We start from the raw sequence: 21,535 nt of genomic DNA on the forward strand, positions 1-21,535 counted from the left end.
GCAGACCAAAGGCGAATTCGCTTTCCCATTGTACTACTATATCCAGTTCAAGGGTGCAATTCAATTCCTTATTCGAGCAAGATTCCACGGAATCTAATTTTACCATAGCGACACAAAAAAGACACTTGCCCTGCTATTACAAAGATGATGATTCATTGCTTCATATTTTTCTCTTCTATAGATGCTCCTTACACAACCGAAAGACGCTCACTAACTAAACAATGGACGCCAAGTACAAAAAGAGGCTTTCCCCAGCCATATAATAGGACTGGAGCAGCCTCTTCCTCTTTAGCTAGCGGCCTGAAGCTACCTTACCGCATCTTTGAAGGCGAATCTTTGCTTCCAGGTAGATCCGCCATCCGCGGTGGCATATACAGCTGATTGATCCTGTTCCCTTACGGCGAGCCAGCCATGCTTGCTGTCCGGGAAGGAGATAGTACCCTCGAATCCCTGTATAGGCTTCAAGTTACTCCACGTCCTGCCACCGTTCACGGTGCGTCCTACGGCAACCTGCTCTCCAGCGGGAGAATAGCCGACGAGAAAAGCGGTGCTGTTACCAACCAACTGCATGTTGCCAGGTCTGCCGGATGCCGGCCCAGATTTGAGCTGTGCCGATCCAATGCCCGGCGCAGGCCCACCACCGGCTGTCGCCTGAGCAATTACACGCTTCCAGCTCCCGCCCTTGTCTGAGCTGGCATACAGCGAATATGAGGTCTGCGACATGCCTGAGTCGCCATACAGCAGGGCATATACCTGGTTGCCCTTCGCATAGATCTCACCGTTTGTTGGATAAGCAATGCGGGATTGGAGCGAAAGCTTCCAGGTTGATCCGCCGTCAGTCGTCTTCATTACCCGGTAACCCTTACCGGGTGCCACGACAACACTCCAACCGCTGCTGGGGCTACTGAAATAGGCACCCCGCGTATTGGCGGGTGTCGGAATCTCCGTCCAACTCTGGCCGCTATCCTTGGTGGTAAATACTGCATTCCGGCTGTAAGCAAAGCCGTTCTTACTGTCCGTAAAGTCAATCCGGTCGAAGGCTGTTGCCTTCCCGGAGAGATTTTTCCAGGTAGAGCCGCCGTCTGTACTAGCTATCAGATAGTTGGCCTGTCCTTCTCCAATAGAAGCAATTGCCCAGCCATGCACATTATCGGGAAAAGAAATTCCTTTGAAGTTCCACTGTCCGTGATAAATTTCTTGAAAATGACACCCGCCGTCCGAGGTGCCAATCATAAAGCCGTTACCAACAGCTCGGCCGTCACTATTCAGAAATGCAATGTCTGAGAAGGTGAGTGGCGTTTCAGCTTGCTGGGCATGTTTTTTTTGTAAATCCTCCAGCAAACCATGATCGCCCGTTCCACAAACCGGTGTACCTGCTGCAGCTGATTGGGGCGCTGGTGCGGAAGAAGCAACCGTTCCCCAGCCTGAAAGCGCCAGCAGTCCTGCTGAAAAGAGCGTCAATGCTGCTCTGTGCCAATGATGTGTCCAATTCATAGGGATAACACCTCCTTTTAATATATACCCCGTGCTGCAATTGTTACTCTGTCAGAACCTCCCCCGCCCCAGTGAATATCCTGTCACTTCCTTTCCCATAATGAGGATAAGAGCAAGAAAGGAGTCTGGTGCAATGCCTAGCAATTCCGCCAACCCGCCTAAACGCAAAAGTCCTCTCCGCCGGGCATTTCGGCTGCTGTCAGCCTTAACGATCTTATGCTTGCTGGCCGCCGGAGCCCTGCTGGGATACCTATATCAGAAAGATCTGCCGCCTACCCTGGACGATGTCCGCTCCAGGCTGCTTGATGTCCGGGGAAATGTACTGGCCACCTTCACATCAGATGGACGCAGTCGCGATCCAGTGGAGCTGAGTCATATTTCGCCGCTGCTTGTTCAAGCTACGCTGGCGGTTGAAGACCGCAAATTCTATAAGCACACCGGCTTTGACCTCAAGGGCATGGCCCGGGCCATCCTCGTCAATCTGGAGGAAGGAGGCCGCTCGCAAGGCGCCAGTACACTTACCCAGCAGCTTGCACGCAATCTCTATCTATCCCATGAGAAGACCTGGACCCGCAAAATTAAGGAAGCCTTCTATACAATGCAGCTCGAGATGAAATATAGCAAAGACGAAATCCTGAACATGTATTTAAATGAAATCTACTACGGCCACGGAGCATACGGTATTGAAGCCGCGGCCAAAATGTATTTCGGCAAATCAGCAGCGGATCTTGACCTCGCAGAGAGTGCGATGCTGGCCGGGGTACCCAAGGGGCCAACTTACTATTCCCCTTACAATCACATAGACAACGCCAAGAATCGCCAGCAGCTCATCCTGTCTGTTATGGCCGAGCTTGGCGACATTACAGAAGCTGAGGCCAAGCTGGCGGCACAGGAGAAGCTCAATTTCAAGCCGCAAGGGGAAAAAGACACCACCGTAGCCGCTCCCTACTTCCGTGATTATGTGCGTGGCTTGGCGATAGGTTTGCTGGATATCGACAGCGACGAATTCGAACAGGGTGGACTGAATGTCTACACCACTCTGGACCCGGTCATGCAGCAAGCCGCAGAGGATGCCGTCGGCAAAGGAATGGACCCGGCTAGCGAATTGGAGACGGCCCTGGTATCCATAGATCCACGCACCGGCTACATTAAAGCGATGGTGGGGGGCAAAAACTACCGGAATAACCAGTTCAACCACGCATTGGCGACCACCCGCCAGCCCGGATCTTCCTTCAAGCCGATTATGTATCTTGCGGCCCTGTCTTCCAAGACGATGAACGGACTTTCAGTGTTCAATAGCCAACCCACACTGTTCCATTATGACAATAACCGCAAGACCTACCAGCCCCGTAATTTTGGCGACAAGTATCTGGGTGAAATTAATATGCGTCAGGCGATTGCTGCCTCGGACAATATTTATGCTGTGAATACGATCATGAAGATTGGAGCGGACAAGGTAGCAGAGATGGCTGCGGAGATGGGGATTAAAAGCCCGCTCCAGCACGTGCCTTCCCTGGCGCTGGGCACTTCACCGGTCAGTCCGCTGGAAATGGCCTCAGCCTTCGCCGTGATCGGCGGAAGCGGTGTCCGGATGCCTGCGACAGCCATCCTGAAGATTACAGACGCCAAGGGAGTCGTTCTGTACGAGGCACCTCAGCCTCAGGGAGAGGCCGTAGTGGAACCGGCAGCAGCTTATGTGTTGACCCGGCTGATGGAGGGCGTGTTCGAGACCGGGGGCACCGGGAACCGCGTAGCCTCCATTATCAAACGGCCTGTTGCCGGCAAGACCGGCACGACCGATACCGATGGCTGGATGGTTGGCTTCACCCCCGAATTATCGACGGCCGTCTGGGTCGGATACGACAAAGGCCGGGATATCGCAACGGCAGACGGTAGGCGCGCTGCCCCGATTTTTGCCCAGTACACAGAGAAAGCGCTGGAAAACGTACCACCTAAGATTTTTCCAATTCCAGACGGTGTAGTTAGTGTCTATATTGATAAGCAATCCGGCAAGCTGGCTACAGCCGATTGTCCGGACAAGGTGCTGGAGACCTTCATCAGCGGCACAGAACCCACAGCATATTGCGATCTGCACGGGGCAGGAGAAAAGGCCCACCGAACGGAAGAATCCGTTCCCGGAAAAGATGATCCCGGTGAAGGTCACTCCCTATGGCAGGATATCAAGCGCTGGTGGATGAATTAGGCCTACTTGGGTATAAAGAATTGGATTTCAGCGTTTCGTCAGCCCAAAATTGGGTATAAAAGAATAGAACCCCAAGCAACCTCTCCCTTTGGACCTTTGAATCGGAGAGGTTTTTATTTAAGAACCTATAACTGGGTATTGGGATGTAAGGCATAGATAACCCCCGCAACCTCTACGCACAGACAGAAAATATCTGCTTATTATTCCGTATCCTTATAAAGGAGGTCTGTCCATGGTCCCCTCAAAGCTGGCAGTCTATGGGGCCGCAATCATCTTTATCGCAAGCGTGGGTTGCTCGTTGGTATCAGGCTCTGCTCTAGCAGCTCCGGCTGGCACAGGATCCGCTACTGTCTCTCCGGCTGCACCGACAGAACAAACCAGGCGATCGCTGGAACATGCCGGCTTCCGTCAGCAAGGCGCCATCTACCTACCTTTAAAAGAAATGGCACCACTGCTCGATCTCCACGTGCTGTGGAACGCAGACAAATCCAGTATTGAGGTTACCGGTCTTTATCAGGCGCTTAGCCTAAAGGTTGGACAAACAAAGGCCTACACGGCGGACAATAAAGTGATCAGTCTAGGTGCACCCACACTCATCAGAGATGGCATCACCTATGTACCGACCACCCTGTTCACCAAAGCCTTTAGCCTTCCTGTTGGGTGGGACGGTAAGCTAGATGTTACTGTTCCATACACCGAACGGTATCTCAAAGCGGTATCTGGGCGGGAATTGTTCTGGCTACATAAGGAAAAGGGGGTTGTCTATAGCGGAGAAAGTGGGAGGCGACCTGTAAGGGCAGGAATCGCTAATGTTCGTCAGTTGGATTGGACCACTCTCAGCGTGCGTACGGTGAACAGAACGAGCTATGTACTTGATCTTAATAATGCCTCTGGTGAGCCACATATTCATGTCAGTAACTATCGGTTTTTGCTGCATGAAGGACGACTGGTTCGCCAGGCCGTAAGTAGCTACGGAGGAATGCGCAATCTCGGGATGAAAGAGAATGTCTCCGCCTATCAAGGAAATCTGGTCATGATGAACAAAAGCATTCTTTACCTGGTCAATCCGGACGGTCATATTTTCAAAACCTGCAATTTAGCAGAGCTCACCGGCATTGACGATACTTTTGCCCTCGAAGCCATCGAAGAGGACTTCCTTCTGGTGCGTCCGTACCAGAAAGGAACACTGTTCCTGATTGATCGCAAGAGCGGGGAAAGTACAGCGCTCTATACACAGCTTCTAGGGTCAGAGGATCAGGCCTGGCTGGAGCAGTACCCGAACTGGGACTTTGATTATCCGGGCGACCGGCTCCAATATAATGGACGTTCGGGCAATACGCTATCCTTTACTTGGACGTCTTTCGAGGATAACCGACAGGTTCACTTCACGTATACGCTTTCTTAACTCTAATAATTTACATTTCTGTTATAATAAAAGAAACACCAAATCTAAACATGTGAATGAGGGACATGGTATGAAAGATACGGGTATGATTCGGAATTTGGACAGTCTGGGGAGAATTGTGGTTCCTGTGGAAATCCGCATGACACGCAATATCGACATTGGAGATCCTATCGAATTTTTCATTATGAATGAGGATGTTATTGTGCTTAGAAAGTACACCTCCACGGAATGCACCTTTTGCAGAAGTCTGGACCACGTGAGCTATTACAAGGATCAATTCATCTGCAACAGCTGCCTGAAGGAACTCGGTGATCCGGAGCGTCTCCCGCAGGAGCCTGAACCTTCTCCGCTCCTTCCTCAGGCTACCGCCGACCCTGGCAGCAGTGTCAAACGGAAGAAGACTGAAGAAATGACACAGCGACTGGAGCGGGCCATTGAAGAGCATCCATTCGCCAATCAGAAGCAGCTCGCCGAGATCCTGGGAATCAGCCAAGCGCGGGTAAGCCAACTAAAGCGCAAGCTTAATGCTCCGAGGCAATCCAAGATCGGCTGATCGGCTGTACCGGAAGGAATCCATATCGTTCGATTTGCCTGAGTTGCCGCACTCCGCTCTATTAGCAATTATAGAATACTAAAAAGGCTGCATCCCCCTAGTACAGGAGATGCAGCCTTTTGCTGGGATGTCTGCTTAACGGACGGATAAATCCGGCAAAATTCTGAAGATTATTCCGATAGTGCCGCCTTCAGCTCTTCCCTCGAAGTTTCCCACCACTCTTCATTATGCGAAATAAGCAGGGATTTCAGCGCCGCCTTTTCCGGTTCGCCAAGCCCTTCCACAATAACTTTCCGTTTTAACGCAGAATCAAGTTTGTTCACATGCTCGGCCAGAATCTTCCACCCGCGACGGGCTTCAGTGTCAATCCACATCTCACAAGCCGTAATTCCGGCGTAGTGCTGGCCCTCGGCTGTCCGGTCTACAGCTACCCATACGACCCAGACTTGTCTCCCGTTCGGAACATCCTCACGGTTCATGGAGAACTTAATGCCCTTCTCCACCTTGCTCTTAGCGTGCATAGCCCCGATATCAATGATAGCTTCGCCGTTATCAATAATGACGGGGGACACATTGTTCAAATCAATTGAGCCTGCTCCAAATCCTTTATGTTTGCTCTTCGCGTTGACAATATTCAAGGCAATCTGTTTCTTGCCTTCCGGTTGCTTGTTATCCACAGATGCACGCCCTTCCTCTTACGAATAATTTAATTTTAGCTAATAATCCGGCGATTGCAAACATATACATCCCGTAGATGCTTGTCAACGGGAGGGAATCACAGTATGAAGCCACCGACATTTCGAACCAAAATCAGCATTCTGGCTCTGGCCGCCCTAACGCTGCTGGGCGGGAGCTTGTGGAGCTACCCAGGTGCAAGCCCTGCCTTGGCAGGCATGTCTGCCCAAAAAGCGGCCAAGTCCCCCGCTGTCTCGCCCGGAAAGGGCAACGCGCAGCAGGCATTCCCGGAGAGCGCACCCGTTCCCGTGTCCGAGGCGCTGAGTCAAAGAGTCGCCGAGTACCATATCGACGTGAAGCTTGAACCGGAGACAGCCACATTAAAAGGCGCAGAGACAGTAACTTGGAACCATCCCGGCCGTAAGCCGGTAAGCGATCTTTATTTTCATCTCTATCCCAATGCCTTTGAATCCCGCAATACGACTTTTATGAAAGAATCCGGCGGTGAGCTGCGAAGTGACAAGATGCCCGACAATGGGTTCGGCAGCATGATCCTGACGGATGTGCGAACCTCAGAAGGCACTTCTCTCATCCAGAGAGTGCAGTATGTTCAACCCGATGACGGAAATATCAATGACCGCACATTGGTGAAGTTACATCTGCCTGAACCCGTAAACGGCGGGGAAAGTGTAACCCTCAAGCTGCAATTTGAGGTCAAGCTACCCAAAGTATTCGCCCGGATGGGGATCGCGGGAAACTTCGTTATGGCCGGACAATGGTTTCCCAAGATTAGCGTCTATGAACCCGCCGGAACCCGCGGAGTAACCCAGGAAGGCTGGAATCTGCATCAGTACCACGGGACATCAGAATTCTACAGCGATTTTGGCATATACAATGTGACGATAGCTGTGCCTCCTGAGTATACCGTGGCTGCCACCGGATTCCCGGTGAAGACCGCTAAACTAAAGCAGAATCAGAAAATTTATCAATTCTACGCTGACGACGTCCATGATTTTGCCTGGGCTGCCTCTCCTGATTTTGTGGTCACCGAAGAGGCCTTCTCCACGCCGGAAGTTCCTGGTGTGCGAATCAAGCTATACCTGGACCCGCTGCATAAAGACCTCAAGGAGCGTTATTTCCAAGCTGCGAAGGCTGCCCTAAGCGCATTTAGTAAATGGTACGGGCCGTATCCTTATTCCACACTCTCAATAGTGGTTCCGCCCAAGGATGCCAACGGGGCTGGAGGAATGGAATACCCCACATTGATTACAGCCTTCGGTGCATCCGAGTCTTCTCCAGACACCTCATTGGAACGAACGGTGGTTCACGAAATAGGCCATCAATATTTCTATGGTATGTTAGCCAGCAACGAATTTGAGGAAGCCTGGTTGGATGAGAGCTTCACCTCCTATGCCGAAGACCGTCTAATGGAGCAAGAATACGGTGTGATGGCCAATCTGCCCATTCAAGCCAGCCTGGTGACCTCTCCTCAGGCCCTCACACTGGAAACCTGGAAATATAGCGGAGCAAATGCTTATACCCAGAATGTTTACCTCCGTGGCAAATTGGTGCTGAAAGACATCGAACGGCAGGTCGGCACTAAAACTATGGATACCATCCTGTCCACCTATGCGAATAAATACCGGTTCCGCCATCCCTCTACCCGTGATTTTCAGAAGGTCGTAGAGAACGTGACCAAGAAATCATGGCAGAACTATTTCGATCTTTATATCTATGACGGCGGAGCTCCTGATTTCTCGATCGACGATATCCAGATGCGTACCAAAGAAAATGCCGGCACCGGCCAAGGCTACGAATCCATCGTAAAGGTCAGCAACAGAGGTAGCCACTACGCGAATGTCCCCATTAAATTCACCTTCTCTGATGGCCACACCGTGGAGCGAGTCTGGAATGGGGACAACAAGAATACAGCGTTCCAGCTGATCTCCAGCTCCCCGCTATTGTCGGCAGAGATCGATCCCCAGCACACCCTTCTGCTGGAGAACAAACATATCAACAATTTCAGGCTGGCGGAGATCAAGCCGGATACCCTCTCCCGCTGGACGCTAACCTTGTCGAAACTGCTTGAAACTGTGCTTGGAACTCTGGTCTGGTGAGGTGGATGAGCTTGAAAACATCAATTATTCGCGGCTGGCAAAGTTTGAAGGAGCAAACTTATATTCTGATACTGCTATTCATCTACCGGCTGCTCTGGGGCTATTTTATGTATGGTTTAGTACGGGAGGCCGTAGTATCAGTCCTACTGCGGTATCCCGACCACAACGCGGGGGGCAGCGGTATGGCCAGGCTGCTGTTCTACATCGAGGGTCAGCATAGTCTTACCTCCGACCCTGACGTACAGCGCTGGCTATGCCTGCTGTTAGGGTTAACCTTGCTGCGACTGCTCATTTCCCCGTTCATTCGGGCGGGTCTGCTTCATGAGCTGCATCAGGAGCGCTCAGGAGAACGCGGTCTGTTCTTTTTCCCCGGCATGAAAAAGCATGGTCTGTCCGTGCTGATCTTCAGCCTGGTAGAGTGGCTACTCGCCCTCCTGCCCGTTTACTGGTTCGCACCCAAGATATATGCACTGCTGCTGTCGTCTTTAATGGACTATAAGCTGCTGCTGAACGGTGTTCCCTATATTCTGGCTTGGTGTGCCTATGTATATGTTATCCGCTTGCTGCTATTGTACATGCAGTTTGGTTATACAGCCGGAACTGGCATGTTCTCCTCCCTGCTAATCGCCCTACGGTGCCTTCTCACCGCGATAGGGGTATCAATCGTGATGGGAGCAGGCAGTCTGCTGCTCTTGGTGTTCTACGCCTTGGGGATTATTTACTTCCCTGGCTTGCCTGCACTCCTGATCCGCCAACTCCTTCCGCTCCCGTCCACACTCCTCAAATTGTGGGGCATTGCGGCTCAATATGACCTATGGAGAAGTAAAGCATTTCCACAATAAATCCGTCCCCTCAGGGCATATTAGAAGAGTCACTGTTCCTGGATAACAGGAGCCGCGACTCTTTTTTTGTCATCTTCAGCAGAGCGATTTGCAAAATGGTAACGGGTTTGATACAATGGCTTCTGTACTACTAGTAACAACTTTGTAATCTTTTGAAGGTATTTCTTAATATCTACGCTTATGTCATGTATGCAGTTGTCGATACGTCACACTTTAGGTGCATAAAACGCCGAATTCCTTGCACCGGGAAGTGGGGGAACCATATTTTGGGTGAATTGATCTCGTAAGAGAGGGATCATAGGGGACCTTCTACCGAACCCTTAAGCTAACCTCGCAGGCCTTGGAAGGAGTACATCTTTTGAACAGACAGAATTTTAAGAAAATCATTGTTACAGCCACACTAGGTTTGTCACTCGCCATCGGTATCGGAACCAATAGCGCTTCAGCAGACTCCAAAATGGACACGGTTATTACAAAAACCCTCGGAACCTCCTACAAAACTGGAGGAACAAGCACGGCCGGATTTGATTGTTCTGGATTCACTACATATGTATACAAAAGCATCGGCATTTCGTTGCCGCGCACATCCCAATCGCAATATAACGCAGGAACCTCCATCTCTCGCAGTCAAATGCGTCCAGGAGACCTCGTATTCTTCAACACACTCGGCAACGGTGTATCTCATGTCGGTATCTTCGTCGGCAATGGTAAATTTGCTCAATCCTCATCTTCCCACGGTGTCATTATTAGCTCACTGAGTGAGAAATACTGGGCTGATCGCTACATTGGTGCCAAACGAATCATGAGCACAACTGCTTATAAAGCGGTTGCCTACGACTAAACTAACCTCTAAAATACAATCATTCCATTTAACCTCATACCTATACTGTGCCCGGAGACTTGATTATCATCATAGTCAATTTCCGGGTTTTTCCTATTTTATAGTATACGTATACACCTCTTTGGAATAGATGAATCATATTTTGCGCCAAAAAACTCAATAAATTTTGGAAAATTTAGTTTGTCCTCTATTTTCAACGTTAATAGTGAGAATCCGCTCTTAAAATCCCATTTTTTGCGCACAAATATGCTATAAATGATTGCCAAGCGACGCTGTGTTTGTTACAATTAGCGCAGTGAGTTTTTAGTAACATTTTTGTAATTATTGAGTCACCTTTTTATAAGGTTTTGTCATGTATTCATATAGCAGTCTAATTCTAATCAACGGTATATGCCGAGTTCCCTAATCATTAGGGAAACGGGGGAACCACTTTGGGTGAATTGACCTCCTGTTTGAAGAGGGGTCATAGGGGACCTTCAACCGAACCCTTAAGCTAACCTCGTAGGCATTGGAAGGGGTTTACACTTTTGAAGAAGAAATTAGCAGCAGCAGTGCTTGGCTTTTCAATGATGCTTACCGCTATTGGAGCAGGAAGCGCTTTCGCCGATTCCAAGATGGATAAGGTGATTGACAAGGCTATCGGCACCAAGTACGTAGCTGGCGGCACGACTACAAGTGGATTTGATTGCTCTGGTTTTACAATGTATGTCTTCAACAAGATCGGTATTGACCTACCACACCAATCCGGTTCCCAATATCAGATGGGCTCCACGGTGTCCCGTGATGAACTTAGAGCGGGCGACCTGGTATTCTTCAATACCAGTGGCAAAGGAATCTCCCATGTTGGCGTTTATGTTGGCGAAGGCAAATTCGCCCATGCTTCATCTTCTCGTGGTGTAACGATCAGCTCGCTGAGTGAAAGCTATTATGTTAGTCGTTATGTGGGTGCTAAACGCGTGATGAGCACGGATGCTTATCAGGCGCTTGCGACGGATGCTCAAGATTTTGACGATGTACAATAATTTATAAGTCATAAGCCAGTCCTTTTCCCGATTTTATCGAAATCTGGAGAAGGGCTTTTTTGTCGTTTCTGTTACTCTTCATTACCCCTCCTGAAATTCACCAAACAACATTTTCCTGACTTTCTGCGCCTGATCTTATGCTTTTTGTATATAATTAAATTATAGAGCTTTATCCTGTGGAAAGGAGGTCTCACCCGATGATTCATTTACCTGTTACGTTCCATGTGGTACCCATGGAGACCAGCCATGCCGAAGACATCTGCCAATGGAGCTATGAGCCTCCTTACAATATATATGGCTGGATGCCCTGGCAACAGATGGAGGAGCTCGGCATTGAGTTTGGCGATGCCCGGCTGCGCAGTGAGCAGTATGTGTCTGTGCTGAACGATGAAGGCGATCTCTGTGGCTTCGCACAGCTATTCCCGATGGAGGGTGTGGTGCGTCTGGGGATTGGTATGCGTCCAGAGCTTTGTGGTCACGGAATGGGCCAACACTTTGTCCGTGCCATCGTCCAAGCTGCAGTTCTACGCTACCCTGAGCGGGAAATCGATTTGGAGGTACTAACCTGGAATCAGCGGGCCATTCGGACTTATCAAAAAAGTGGTTTTACGATTACTGACACTTACGAACGAATGACACCCACTGGAAGTAAACCATTTTATTGTATGGTCTATGAGAAATGATGCTTTGTTAAAGGAAGTTTAGAGAAGTATCGCATAGTCGTTCATTTTTTTGCCACAAATGCTATGATAACGCTTCACCTTCCGCTATAATGTAGGGAGCAGCTTACATAGAAGGGACGATTGGGGATGCAAAAATGGATCATGAGCGGATTGTTTTTTGCCGCCTGTGCCTTTGCGGTAGTTCTAATGTTCACACTTCCAGGTAAAGAAGAGGTAGCGGAACAGAACAAGCCTACTATGCCTGAAATTCAGCTTGATGCCGCCAAGGCAGAAGCGACTGTGAAAGCCAATTGTATCACCTGCCATGGCGATCAGCTTCAGGGCGGGATAGGACCTAGCTTGAAAAACGAAGGTGGCCAGCATGACGCTGCCGGGATTTACAGTATAGTAACCAAAGGACGGGGCCAAATGCCTTCCTTCAAGGAAAAGCTGGCGCCGGAGGAAATTGCGAACGTGGCCACATGGCTGGCTGAGAAGAAGTAGAGCTTCATTAGAGAGACAACACAAATACGCCCGTGTCAGGATCTACATCCTGCGACACGGGCTTTTTCGCATGTATGAGTATTCTTTTACCATTGCTATGTTAAAGGACTATACGACTGACTAGCGGGCCTTCTCGAAGGCTTCATTAAACTCTTGTGCACCACGAATGTCCAACGGCGTAATTCCGCCCTCTTCATGTGTCGTCAGGCGAAGCGTGACCGCTTTATAATCAATCGTAATATGCGGATGGTGGTCAAAAGCCTCCGCAATGGCGGCCACCGCATCGACGAAGGCTATTCCCTTCATATAATCGCTGAACATATATTTGCGTGTAATCGTATTTTTCACCAGCTTCCAGCCTTCCAGCTTGCCGATCTGCTCGATCAGTTCTTCCTCTGTAAGTAGCACATTATTACCTCCCTTACCTTATTAGTAGCAAAGTTCCGATCGCCTTGCCTCTTTGCTTGTTTAAACAAAACATCCCTTAGCTTCTGAGGTCCAAGGGATGTGCCAGGATAAAGACAATTTTCGGTTTAATTGTATTCTTCAATCCCGGTAAATAGTACTCCGCTCCGTCAATTTTACCACGGGCGGCAGACTGCGGCAAATTCCGCTCACCTGTATTCCTATTAAACCAGAACAACAGAGGCCAAGTCCTCATCGCCGAGCAAAATATTGATCCGGTGTGTATCCTTGTCGTAAATCACAACCCCGCTCCCCACTTCAATGACCGGTTCATTGCCCAGTGCATAGAACAGATCCTCGGCAAGCGCTTCCCATACCTCAAGCTTCGACTCCTGTGGCAGCTCCTGCCATTCCTCCGGGTCCATTTCAAAAAATAAAAATCCGTCGGTAATACGTGAGGCTGCTTCTGTCAATTCGTTCAGGATTTCTGCATAATCTCTGCCATGTTTAACGCCCATGTGTATCACTCCGTTTTCTTCACTGATGAATAATAACTTACCTTATCCATTATAGCCGAAAAAATGACTTCACAAAAAAGGGAATGATGTCGATAAATAAGAATATAAGTTATTCCGTTTGGGTTAAGATGCCCTGCCGCGCTTCAAGGATGATTAACGCGGCTAAGTCGGATCACTTCTTAAATCTCATGGACGAGGTGCATAATGGAAATCTCAACAATAATCGGTCTAGTCTTTGGTCTGGTCTCTGTTCTTTTCGGGATGGTGCTGAAAGGCGCTCCCATCCAAAGTTTGGCCACTCCCGCTGCATACTTAATTATTTTATTGGGTACCGCCGCTTCAATCTTTATGGCTTTTCCATTTTCAGAAATCAAAAAGGTACCTAGCTTGTTCAAAATGATCTTTGTTAAAAAGAAAATGGTCAGCAAAGCGGAACTAATTACTACATTTATGGAATGGGCATCCATCACACGCCGCGAAGGTCTGCTGGCTTTGGAGTCCAAGGTTGATGAAATAGAGGATGGTTTCCTCCGGAACGGGATGCGGATGATTATCGATGGCAACGATCAGGAATTCGTTCGCGATGTACTTATGGAGGATATCCGTGCTACTGAAGATCGTCATAAAGCCGGTGCACTGATCTTCTCCCAGGCCGGTATGTACGCGCCTACGCTTGGGGTACTCGGAGCCGTAATCGGGCTTATCGCTGCACTTGCCGATATGACCGAGATGGAAAAGCTCGCTCATGCGATCGGCGGAGCGTTTATTGCTACCGTACTCGGTATTTTCACAGGGTATGTGCTGTGGCACCCGATTGCCAACAAGCTCAAACGGCTCTCCAAGCAAGAGATTGATGTCCGCCTAATGATGGTAGAAGGTCTGCTGTCCATTCAATCCGGGGTCTCCACCATTGCGATTAATCAGAAGCTGGCAGTCTTCCTAACACCTACGGAACGCGTCAAGCTGCTGGAGAAGGAGGCCGGTTCGAGTGAGCAAAAAGACTAGACACGAGGAACATGAGGAGCATGCCGATGAATCCTGGCTGCTGCCGTATTCCGACCTCATGACCCTGCTTGTCGCCTTGTTCCTCGTTATGTATGCCATGAGCGCCACCGATGCCAAGAAGTTCGAAGAGATGGCCCAGGCCTTCAGTTCCGTTCTGAACGGCGGAACCGGCGTGCTGACAGAACGGGCAGCAACCCCATCCGAGAGTAATCTGGACCAGGGTAAGAGCGATAAGATGAACAATGTCATCTCTAAGAATACGGGAGAAGCAGAAATGGCCAAGCTGCGCCAGAAGGAACAGGAAGATCTTGAGAAGCTCAAGAAGCAATTCGATCAATATATCAAGAACAATGGACTGACCGATCTGCTCAGCACCAAGCTGAACCAGTCCCAGCTTATGATTACCATCAGCGACAATGCCCTGTTCGCTTCCGGGCAGGCTGTAGTCAAGGATGAATCCAGACAGCTGGCTAAGTCCATCTCAACAATGTTACAGCAATTCCCCGACTACGATGTAGTCGTTCAGGGACATACGGACAATATCCCGATCTCCAACACTAGCTATTCTTCCAACTGGGATCTCAGTGTGGATCGGGCCTTGCACTTCATGAAGATTCTGCTGCTTAACCCTAATCTCGATCCAAAGAAATTCAGTCCGATCGGATACGGTGAATACCATCCTATCGCGGATAACTCCACACCTGTAGGGCGTGCGAAGAACCGCCGGGTTGAAGTCTCCATCATTCGGAAGTATCAGGAGTTCAAGCAATTCACAGGGATTCCTCCATCCGATAATTAGCTATCCGTCGTGGGCAAGTAAAGAGCGGCTCCTAAAGGTAAACCTTAGGAGCCGCTCTTATTTGTTGTTATTCTTTTATAAGGTACTGCTGAGCCTACAGCAATTCATAATTCAACATGGCTCCTAGCTCAGTTCTTTCGTTAGGCGACAGATCACGCCATTGTCCGACCGGTAAACTGCCCAAATTGATATTCATAATACGGATGCGCTGAAGACGTCTGACCTCATAACCGAAAGCGCTACACATACGGCGAATCTGCCGGTTCTTACCTTCAGTCAAAATAATCCGGAAGACCCGCTCCGTGATGCGTGTAACGGTACAAGGCAGCGTCTTCTCCCCCAGAATCTTCACACCGCTCGACATCCCTGTAATAAAGGATGGTGTGATCGGCCGATCGACAGTCACTATATATTCCTTCTCATGGCGACCCTCTGAACGCAATATCTTGTTAACGATATCTCCGTCGTTAGTCAGCAGAATCAAGCCTTCCGAATCTTTATCAAGCCGCCCGATCGGAAAGATCCGCTCAGAGTGCCCTACAAAATCAACAATGTTGCCTTTAATATGCTCCTCTGTTGTAGAGGTGATGCCTACTGGCTTGTTCAATGCGATGTACACGATAGTATTGCCCGTCTCCAGCAAATTCCCATCAATCCGTACTTCATCACCCTGCTCAGCCTGACTGCCAAGCACTGCTTGTTCTCCGTTGATCGTTACTCTGCCGCTTTCAACTAGCTTGTCAGCTTCACGGCGTGAGCAGTAGCCTGTCTCACTGATGAATTTATTGATTCTCACCTTGCTATTCACTCCGTTCTTCATTCATGCTCTTGCGGGGGATAACAGCTTCCGCAGCAGGCATAGTAATTGTAACCTTAGCGCCGCTGCCTACCTCACTTGCTATCTCCATACTGCCCTTATGCGCCTGTATAATACGCTGGCTAACCATAAGTCCCAATCCTGTACCGGTTTCTTTATTGGTGAAAAATGGTTCTCCCAGCTTAGGCAGTATGTCTTCTGGAATTCCTTCACCTTCGTCCGTAATCACAATGACTACGCTTTGATCAGCGATATACTGTTCCAGTGTGATTGTGCCGCCTTGCGGCATGGCCTCGATGGCATTCTTGACAATATTGATAAAGACCTGCTTCAACTGATTCTCCTCACAATGAACCGTTGCGGGCTCATCGGAGAACCTGGCTACGAATTCAATGTCAAACAGATGGGCCTGACTATCCAACAGGGAAATGACATCACTGAGGATAAACCGGACATCCTTCTGTTGAAAGTGAACCGCTTGCGGCTTGGACAGAATCAGAAACTCGCTGACAATAAGATTGATCCGCTCCAGTTCGGACAGCATCAGCTCAATATGTAGCGGGATTAGGACCTTCTTCTCCTGCTGCAGCTGCAGGAAGCCCCGCAGCGTGGTCAACGGGTTGCGGATCTCATGCGCTACCCCTGCCGCAAGCTGACCGACCGTAGTCAGCTTCTCTGAGCGTCTCAGCAGTTCTTCCATCCGGTTCCGCTCAGTCATATCACGTGAGACGTGGACAAAGGACAGCGGATTGCCTTCCTCATCCCGGATCACCGAGGTACTGACGCTGACCTCAATGATAGAACCATCCTTCTTCAATCTTAAGGTCTCCACAGGCGGAAGTACCTTCCCCTTCTTTAGTTCCTCCAGCCGCTCTGCTTCCAGCTTGAAGGCCGTTGCGGGAACGAGATACGGGGTTTTCCCTGCCGATTCATTGATGCTCCAACCATACAGCTCCTCAAATGCACGATTCGTACTAAGAATCTGGCCATTCATATCCATCGTGTGTATCGCATCGGATGTTCCGTTAATCACCGATTCCAAGTGCTCCTTGACCGCACGATTCTCTTCCAGCGTCTGGCCGAGACGGCTTGTACGCTGCATGAGATGATCAGACATTGCATTAATCCGCTGAGCCAGCTGTCCCAGTTCGTCCCGGCTACTGACCTTTAGCGTCGTCTCAAATTTCCCCCTGGCGACATCATTGACTTTGGCCAGGATTGCTTTAATTGGACGTGTAACAAAGCCGGACAGAATATAACTGCCTAAAAAGAAGGTCACCAGCAACAGAAGACTAGTTGAGCTATTGTTGACCAGCTGTTTACGGATCACCGAGGATATGACCGAGTAATCCATAACCACACTGATGACATAGGAGCCTCTCCCTGGCTGCATAATGGGGATGAAGCTTTTCAGCACTCTTTTACCCAGAGCTTCCGTATCAAGCAGCACTGGCTGTTGCCGGCTTATAGCTGCAGCCACAGCCGCCTTATCCTGCTGCACATTGCCATAATCATAGCTGCCATACTTAATGGGACGATTGCGCAGCTTCAGATTCAATGTATCGCTTCCATCTGATGACATACTGGTCAGGGCAAAGGTCTCTGGGTTAATTCCCGTAATCTCCAGAATCCCTGGATTAACTTCTTGCGTCTGCTTCACAATTTCGTCTGGGCTCATAATCTTGACATAATCGTTAACGGAAGTACTACGAACATAAGGATCAATGATATAATTGCTTGTCCCATCATAATAATATCCCCACTTCTCGATAAATTCGGGATTGGAGGTAGAGTATTCGAAGGGCCCTGACCAAAAATGGTCCAGCGTCTGTCCTTGGTCGATGGTGACCTGATGATTGAGGAACAGCTCCAGGAAGGCAATATACCAAAAACCCCAGCCCTTGGTGGACAAGCCCACCTCTTTGGGGTCAGAAGACTTGGCAATCACGATATCATCATTAGTTTTGACAAGCAGCGAAATATTAGACACACCCAGCTTGTGGGATAGCTCTCGTAGTTGGCGGTTGTCCACATTCTTAATATCAGGGTCCAACTCGTGTGAAGCCAGGATCGCAGCCATCCGCAAATTGTTGGCAATCTGGCTTTCGACATAATTGGAACTATAGCTGCTCTGTTCAACGGAAACGGCAATCTGCATGGCGGTCATTCTCATGTTTCTTTCCGTTTCATTTTGCAAATTATTTCGCACATCATAGAGGTTAAGTGTCAGATTCAGTACTAGAACAAGCAGCACTGAACCAAATAAAATGGCTGATAATTTAGTTTTTATGGACAAGCTCGCTTTTCACCTCTTACCGCTGGTAAATCCTAGCGGAGTGTTCATCATTATCATACCTTTTGCCCCTTCATTTGAAAAGAACATTATAATGTAGGAATACGAACGGGGATTGAAATACAGAAACACATTCACTACAATGGGTATGAAACCATCCACATCTTATGCACATATAAACAAATTATCAGAACGTATTGTGTACAAAAATGTGTATAAGTCGGCGGTTATCCACAGACTTGTACACAATTTGTTCAGAACGAATATTTGTTCGTTGAACAATAGGAACAAAATCCGAAGGGAAGATGTACTTTTGAGTAAGATGGAATATGAACCGCCTATAGATGCACAAGCCGCCCATGAGTATTGGATGAGGTATGCAATCGAAGAAGCACGCAAGGCAGAAGCGCTCGGTGAAGTTCCCATTGGTGCAATTATTGTACATGATGATAAAATCATCGGACGTGGCTACAATCTCCGGGAGACCACACTGGATTCGACTGCACACGCCGAAATGGTAGCCATTCGAGAAGCCAGTCAGGCTCTGAATTCTTGGCGGCTCCTGGATTGCAAACTTTACGTTACGCTAGAGCCCTGCCCCATGTGCGCAGGAGCGATGGTACAATCCAGAGTACCACTGACTGTATACGGCACAACGGATCCTAAGGCGGGCTGTGCGGGGACCCTGATGAATCTGCTGGAGGAACCGCGATTTAATCACCGTACGGAGGTCATTCAGGGCATTCTACAGGAGGAATGCGCTGAACTGTTGACCTCCTTCTTCCGTCGTTTGCGCCGCAAGCCGGCCACAGCCGACAAATTAGAAATTCCGATAGCAAGTCAAGATATTAGAAAGGAATAGAACAATGACACTCACTTTATCCAACTCATCCAAAGGAATCTATCTCTCCCCTCTAGCCCTTAAAGATGCCGAGGAATTGCTTGCTCTACGCCTGCGCAACCGAATCGCACATCAGCCATTTGAGCCGAAGCGGGACAATGATTTCTTCACACTTGAAGCCCAGCAGCAGCATATAAGCCTACGGACTGCCGATGCAGAACAAGATCGGGCTTATATGTTCGGAATTTATGCGCTGGATGGCAAACTCATTGGCCAAATTACTTTGTCTAATGTAGCACGTGGAGTAGCTCAATATGCAGACCTCGGCTATTTCATTGATAAGGACACCGAAGGTAAAGGCTATATGACCGCAGCGGTCAGACTTGTATTGGAATATGCCTTCCGCGCACTGGGTCTGCACAGGGTGCAGGCAGGTATCCTGCTCCACAATGAAGGTTCCCGCCGGGTTCTTGAGAAGAACGGCTTTCAGGTCGAGGGCGTGGCCCGTAAGTACCTTAAGATCAACGGAGAATACCAGGATCACCAGACCTTTTCCATCCTTGCCGACGAATTTAAGTAGAGTCAAGTAGAAACGGCTTTGTCATCCTCTAAGGGAGGGTATCCGTTTCAACGAGAAATATAAAGATGATTTATAGCGTAAAACATATAAATTATTATATTTTTAAAAAATCCCGCACATGCCTTTAAAGGGCACATGCGGGATTTTTATATTTTACCGATTAAAATGTATCAGAGCTACCACCAAACTGCTTCTGCAACTCATCCAATGTTACAACAGCATCGCCTTGCGGAATACCGATTTTGAAATCGGCTTTTTCGTTGATTTTGCTATATTGGTTGCTGCCAGTGACCGACAGTCCGATGTTTGTGCTATCTTCCGGAATGTTCACTTTAAAGTCCATCAGAAGATTCTGATACACCGGGAAATCATCCTTATTGATTGCAGTATTGAACTGGAACTGGTTGATCGTTAAGTATTTTTCGAGATCGGCCAGATCTTTGTCAATTTCTTCTTTATTCTTTCCGGCAAGTATCTCCTCTTTAGCTTTTGCTAGATCCGCAGGATCTACTTGCAACAAATCCTTATATTCTTCCTTGCTGATTACGTCGAAGAGTTTAGGAAGCGCGTTATTGATGAAGATCGTGATCGCTTCTTTAATATTGTCATTGTTCAGCCCAAACTGAATGACCTGCTTCGCATCCACACCTTCGGGAAGTCCTGCATCCTTAGGTTTGATATCTTTGAAGTATTTAGCTTCGTCGTACTGAGCCAGAACAGCGTCCAGAACTTCGCTCTGAAGCTTGCGCGCTTTCTCAGTATCCAGTGCTGCAGTGTTGATCTCTTGACCTGATTTTTCAGCCAGTTCTTTGAGATCCAGCTCTACAAATTTGCCAACAATGTTCTCTGGAATCGGGAAGAACGGTATAGATGGAACCTTAATATACACTTTTTCTTTAGTGGCAACGATAGGAATAGTAAAGCTCATAGCCATATCGCCCTTCAGGTTAAGCACCAGCGTGGCTTCGGTTTGCATCGGATCCGCTTGATATACACTGTCCACGGAAATCTCTGCGTTCTTCAGCATACTGATTACCTGCGTAGCCATCGCACTCGATGGATCATCCGTAGGTGCATCAATAGATAAATTATTGACCACAAATTTGGTGTTCAGCTCATAAGAGCTGAGTGTTACCGCTTTAGCTGCGGCATTCTTTAGTGCTTCTTTCGGTGGTTCTTGCTTACTTGCACATCCTGGCAGAATTACAGCTGTTGCAACCAACAGCGCTGCCGCGGATAGCCCCCATTTTTTAAACATTATATATCTCCTCTCCCATGCAAAGAAATGTTTCCCTCCCCTAATGATATACCATTTGACAATTTTGAGAAACATTACTCAAGAACTAAAGTCGGTTTAATTTTTATCCTTGTGGATTATGATGATCCACATGGTTGGCCTGCTTCACCTTTTTCGAACCGGAAAGTGGCTCCTGTCCATTAGATTTAGGCTCCTCCTTGCGACTTCTTCCGGAATTCTGCGTTCCTGGAACCTGAATCGTTTTAGGTTTGCTCATACGCTCTCCTCCTAAGGATTAGTAATATCTTTCAAGGCTTGTGCGCATTCATGTATCTGCCGCGCATACTGCTGTGCCAGGCCCTGTACGGCATCCGTATGTTCATCTATATGCCGTCCTGCTTGTTCCACATCAATCAGGTTCACAGCTACCTCCCTGCTGTCCACATACGTGCAGCGAAAATCCAGTGAGTAATCCTGATGTCCTGCTGCATTAAAATGAATAAGCAGGCTAGTGCGGTCTGCTGCGTCTCCCTGCACAGTGAAGCTGTCGCCATCCTCCATAAGCGCAGGCAGGCGTTCCTGCCAGGCGGAGACCAATTGCTGTTGATCCAATTGCAAATCTCGGTTCATTGTTATAATCACCCTCCTTCTCTAATACATTGCCGAGAAACCCATCTTTTTATTCCCCAATGAAACCAAACAAAAAAAGCCGCCTCCAGAGG

The 21,535-nt window shown here is 48.7% G+C and carries 22 protein-coding genes and 2 riboswitches; of the genes, 13 read left to right on the plus strand and 9 right to left on the minus strand.

Annotated elements, in window-relative coordinates; all coding sequences use genetic code 11:
- Positions 1-306 precede the first annotated feature (306 nt).
- Entirely contained in the window at positions 307-1,494 is a 1,188-nt protein-coding gene (locus ACFRAM_RS27490) for a WD40/YVTN/BNR-like repeat-containing protein (protein ID WP_379470111.1), read from the minus strand.
- Positions 1,495-1,627: 133 nt separating this feature from the next.
- On the opposite strand from ACFRAM_RS27490, the gene ACFRAM_RS27495 reads away from it, so the two are divergent.
- The 3 genes from ACFRAM_RS27495 to ACFRAM_RS27505 all read left to right on the plus strand — a co-directional run bounded on the left by ACFRAM_RS27495 (position 1,628) and on the right by ACFRAM_RS27505 (position 5,655).
- Positions 1,628-3,697, plus strand: a complete 2,070-nt coding sequence (locus ACFRAM_RS27495) for a transglycosylase domain-containing protein (protein ID WP_379470113.1) — start codon at positions 1,628-1,630, stop codon at positions 3,695-3,697.
- A 232-nt stretch (positions 3,698-3,929) separates the two neighbouring features.
- Positions 3,930-5,102 (plus strand): copper amine oxidase N-terminal domain-containing protein, encoded by a 1,173-nt coding sequence (locus ACFRAM_RS27500; protein WP_379470115.1) that lies wholly within the window; start codon positions 3,930-3,932, stop codon positions 5,100-5,102.
- A gap of 70 nt (positions 5,103-5,172) precedes the next feature.
- Positions 5,173-5,655, plus strand: coding sequence for an AbrB/MazE/SpoVT family DNA-binding domain-containing protein (locus ACFRAM_RS27505; protein ID WP_379470117.1), 483 nt, complete (start codon positions 5,173-5,175; stop codon positions 5,653-5,655).
- Positions 5,656-5,825: 170 nt separating this feature from the next.
- Here the strand turns inward: ACFRAM_RS27505 and ACFRAM_RS27510 are convergent, their stop codons facing one another.
- The gene (locus ACFRAM_RS27510) at positions 5,826-6,332 is read right to left on the minus strand and encodes a YwhD family protein (RefSeq protein ID WP_379470121.1); all 507 of its coding nucleotides are present in this window, start codon (positions 6,330-6,332) and stop codon (positions 5,826-5,828) included.
- Between the two features lie 105 nt (positions 6,333-6,437).
- On the opposite strand from ACFRAM_RS27510, the gene ACFRAM_RS27515 reads away from it, so the two are divergent.
- From ACFRAM_RS27515 to ACFRAM_RS27540, 6 genes are all read left to right on the plus strand, one after another.
- Positions 6,438-8,447 carry a M1 family metallopeptidase gene (locus ACFRAM_RS27515; protein ID WP_379470123.1) on the plus strand — a complete coding sequence of 670 codons (2,010 nt, stop codon included), beginning with the start codon at positions 6,438-6,440 and terminating at the stop codon, positions 8,445-8,447.
- An 11-nt stretch (positions 8,448-8,458) separates the two neighbouring features.
- On the plus strand, positions 8,459-9,289 hold the full coding sequence (locus ACFRAM_RS27520) for a hypothetical protein (protein ID WP_379470125.1): 831 nt from the start codon (positions 8,459-8,461) through the stop codon (positions 9,287-9,289).
- 217 nt (positions 9,290-9,506) lie between these two features.
- Positions 9,507-9,644: riboswitch (cyclic di-AMP (ydaO/yuaA leader) on the plus strand.
- A 3-nt stretch (positions 9,645-9,647) separates the two neighbouring features.
- Complete coding sequence (locus tag ACFRAM_RS27525; RefSeq protein WP_379470127.1) at positions 9,648-10,130, plus strand: C40 family peptidase; 483 nt, start codon at positions 9,648-9,650, stop codon at positions 10,128-10,130.
- A gap of 381 nt (positions 10,131-10,511) precedes the next feature.
- A riboswitch (cyclic di-AMP (ydaO/yuaA leader) is annotated at positions 10,512-10,653 on the plus strand.
- Positions 10,654-10,657: 4 nt separating this feature from the next.
- A complete protein-coding gene (locus ACFRAM_RS27530) occupies positions 10,658-11,152 on the plus strand; it encodes a C40 family peptidase (protein ID WP_379470129.1) in 495 nt (164 codons plus the stop codon).
- A 197-nt stretch (positions 11,153-11,349) separates the two neighbouring features.
- Positions 11,350-11,835 carry a GNAT family N-acetyltransferase gene (locus tag ACFRAM_RS27535; RefSeq protein WP_379470131.1) on the plus strand — a complete coding sequence of 162 codons (486 nt, stop codon included), beginning with the start codon at positions 11,350-11,352 and terminating at the stop codon, positions 11,833-11,835.
- Positions 11,836-11,961: 126 nt separating this feature from the next.
- Positions 11,962-12,318 carry a c-type cytochrome gene (locus ACFRAM_RS27540; RefSeq protein ID WP_175369920.1) on the plus strand — a complete coding sequence of 119 codons (357 nt, stop codon included), beginning with the start codon at positions 11,962-11,964 and terminating at the stop codon, positions 12,316-12,318.
- Between the two features lie 120 nt (positions 12,319-12,438).
- On the opposite strand, the gene ACFRAM_RS27545 is transcribed toward ACFRAM_RS27540, so the two are convergent.
- Positions 12,439-12,726, minus strand: a complete 288-nt coding sequence (locus ACFRAM_RS27545) for a 4a-hydroxytetrahydrobiopterin dehydratase (RefSeq protein WP_066368090.1) — start codon at positions 12,724-12,726, stop codon at positions 12,439-12,441.
- Positions 12,727-12,947: 221 nt separating this feature from the next.
- Positions 12,948-13,241 (minus strand): hypothetical protein, encoded by a 294-nt coding sequence (locus tag ACFRAM_RS27550; protein ID WP_175369922.1) that lies wholly within the window; start codon positions 13,239-13,241, stop codon positions 12,948-12,950.
- A 204-nt stretch (positions 13,242-13,445) separates the two neighbouring features.
- Here ACFRAM_RS27550 and motA point away from each other — a divergent pair, with 204 nt between their 5' ends.
- Together motA and motB are read left to right on the plus strand one after the other, a co-directional pair.
- Entirely contained in the window at positions 13,446-14,246 is an 801-nt protein-coding gene (motA, locus tag ACFRAM_RS27555) for a flagellar motor stator protein MotA (RefSeq protein WP_379470134.1), read from the plus strand.
- Complete coding sequence (gene motB / locus ACFRAM_RS27560; RefSeq protein ID WP_175369924.1) at positions 14,230-15,045, plus strand: flagellar motor protein MotB; 816 nt, start codon at positions 14,230-14,232, stop codon at positions 15,043-15,045. The genes motA and motB overlap by 17 nt, the downstream gene beginning before the upstream one ends.
- A gap of 94 nt (positions 15,046-15,139) precedes the next feature.
- Here motB and rluF read toward each other — a convergent pair whose 3' ends face one another.
- Together rluF and ACFRAM_RS27570 are read right to left on the minus strand one after the other, a co-directional pair.
- Positions 15,140-15,841, minus strand: coding sequence for a 23S rRNA pseudouridine(2604) synthase RluF (gene rluF / locus ACFRAM_RS27565; protein WP_175369925.1), 702 nt, complete (start codon positions 15,839-15,841; stop codon positions 15,140-15,142).
- Between the two features lie 4 nt (positions 15,842-15,845).
- The gene (locus ACFRAM_RS27570) at positions 15,846-18,158 is read right to left on the minus strand and encodes an ATP-binding protein (RefSeq protein WP_379470137.1); all 2,313 of its coding nucleotides are present in this window, start codon (positions 18,156-18,158) and stop codon (positions 15,846-15,848) included.
- A 319-nt stretch (positions 18,159-18,477) separates the two neighbouring features.
- Here ACFRAM_RS27570 and tadA point away from each other — a divergent pair, with 319 nt between their 5' ends.
- Together tadA and ACFRAM_RS27580 are read left to right on the plus strand one after the other, a co-directional pair.
- Positions 18,478-19,017 carry a tRNA adenosine(34) deaminase TadA gene (gene tadA / locus ACFRAM_RS27575; protein WP_175369937.1) on the plus strand — a complete coding sequence of 180 codons (540 nt, stop codon included), beginning with the start codon at positions 18,478-18,480 and terminating at the stop codon, positions 19,015-19,017.
- 4 nt (positions 19,018-19,021) lie between these two features.
- Positions 19,022-19,576 carry a GNAT family N-acetyltransferase gene (locus ACFRAM_RS27580; protein WP_175369927.1) on the plus strand — a complete coding sequence of 185 codons (555 nt, stop codon included), beginning with the start codon at positions 19,022-19,024 and terminating at the stop codon, positions 19,574-19,576.
- A gap of 160 nt (positions 19,577-19,736) precedes the next feature.
- On the opposite strand, the gene ACFRAM_RS27585 is transcribed toward ACFRAM_RS27580, so the two are convergent.
- The 3 genes from ACFRAM_RS27585 to ACFRAM_RS27595 form a co-directional block, all read right to left on the minus strand.
- On the minus strand, positions 19,737-20,834 hold the full coding sequence (locus ACFRAM_RS27585; RefSeq protein ID WP_379470140.1) for a hypothetical protein: 1,098 nt from the start codon (positions 20,832-20,834) through the stop codon (positions 19,737-19,739).
- A gap of 103 nt (positions 20,835-20,937) precedes the next feature.
- Entirely contained in the window at positions 20,938-21,090 is a 153-nt protein-coding gene (locus ACFRAM_RS27590; protein ID WP_066368058.1) for a small acid-soluble spore protein P, read from the minus strand.
- 11 nt (positions 21,091-21,101) lie between these two features.
- The gene (locus ACFRAM_RS27595; RefSeq protein WP_175369929.1) at positions 21,102-21,443 is read right to left on the minus strand and encodes a hypothetical protein; all 342 of its coding nucleotides are present in this window, start codon (positions 21,441-21,443) and stop codon (positions 21,102-21,104) included.
- Between the last annotated feature and the right edge of the window lie 92 nt (positions 21,444-21,535).

Origin of the sequence: Paenibacillus sp. NPDC056722 (assembly GCF_042790635.1) — a bacterium.
Classification (GTDB): domain Bacteria; phylum Bacillota; class Bacilli; order Paenibacillales; family Paenibacillaceae; genus Paenibacillus_AQ; species Paenibacillus_AQ agri.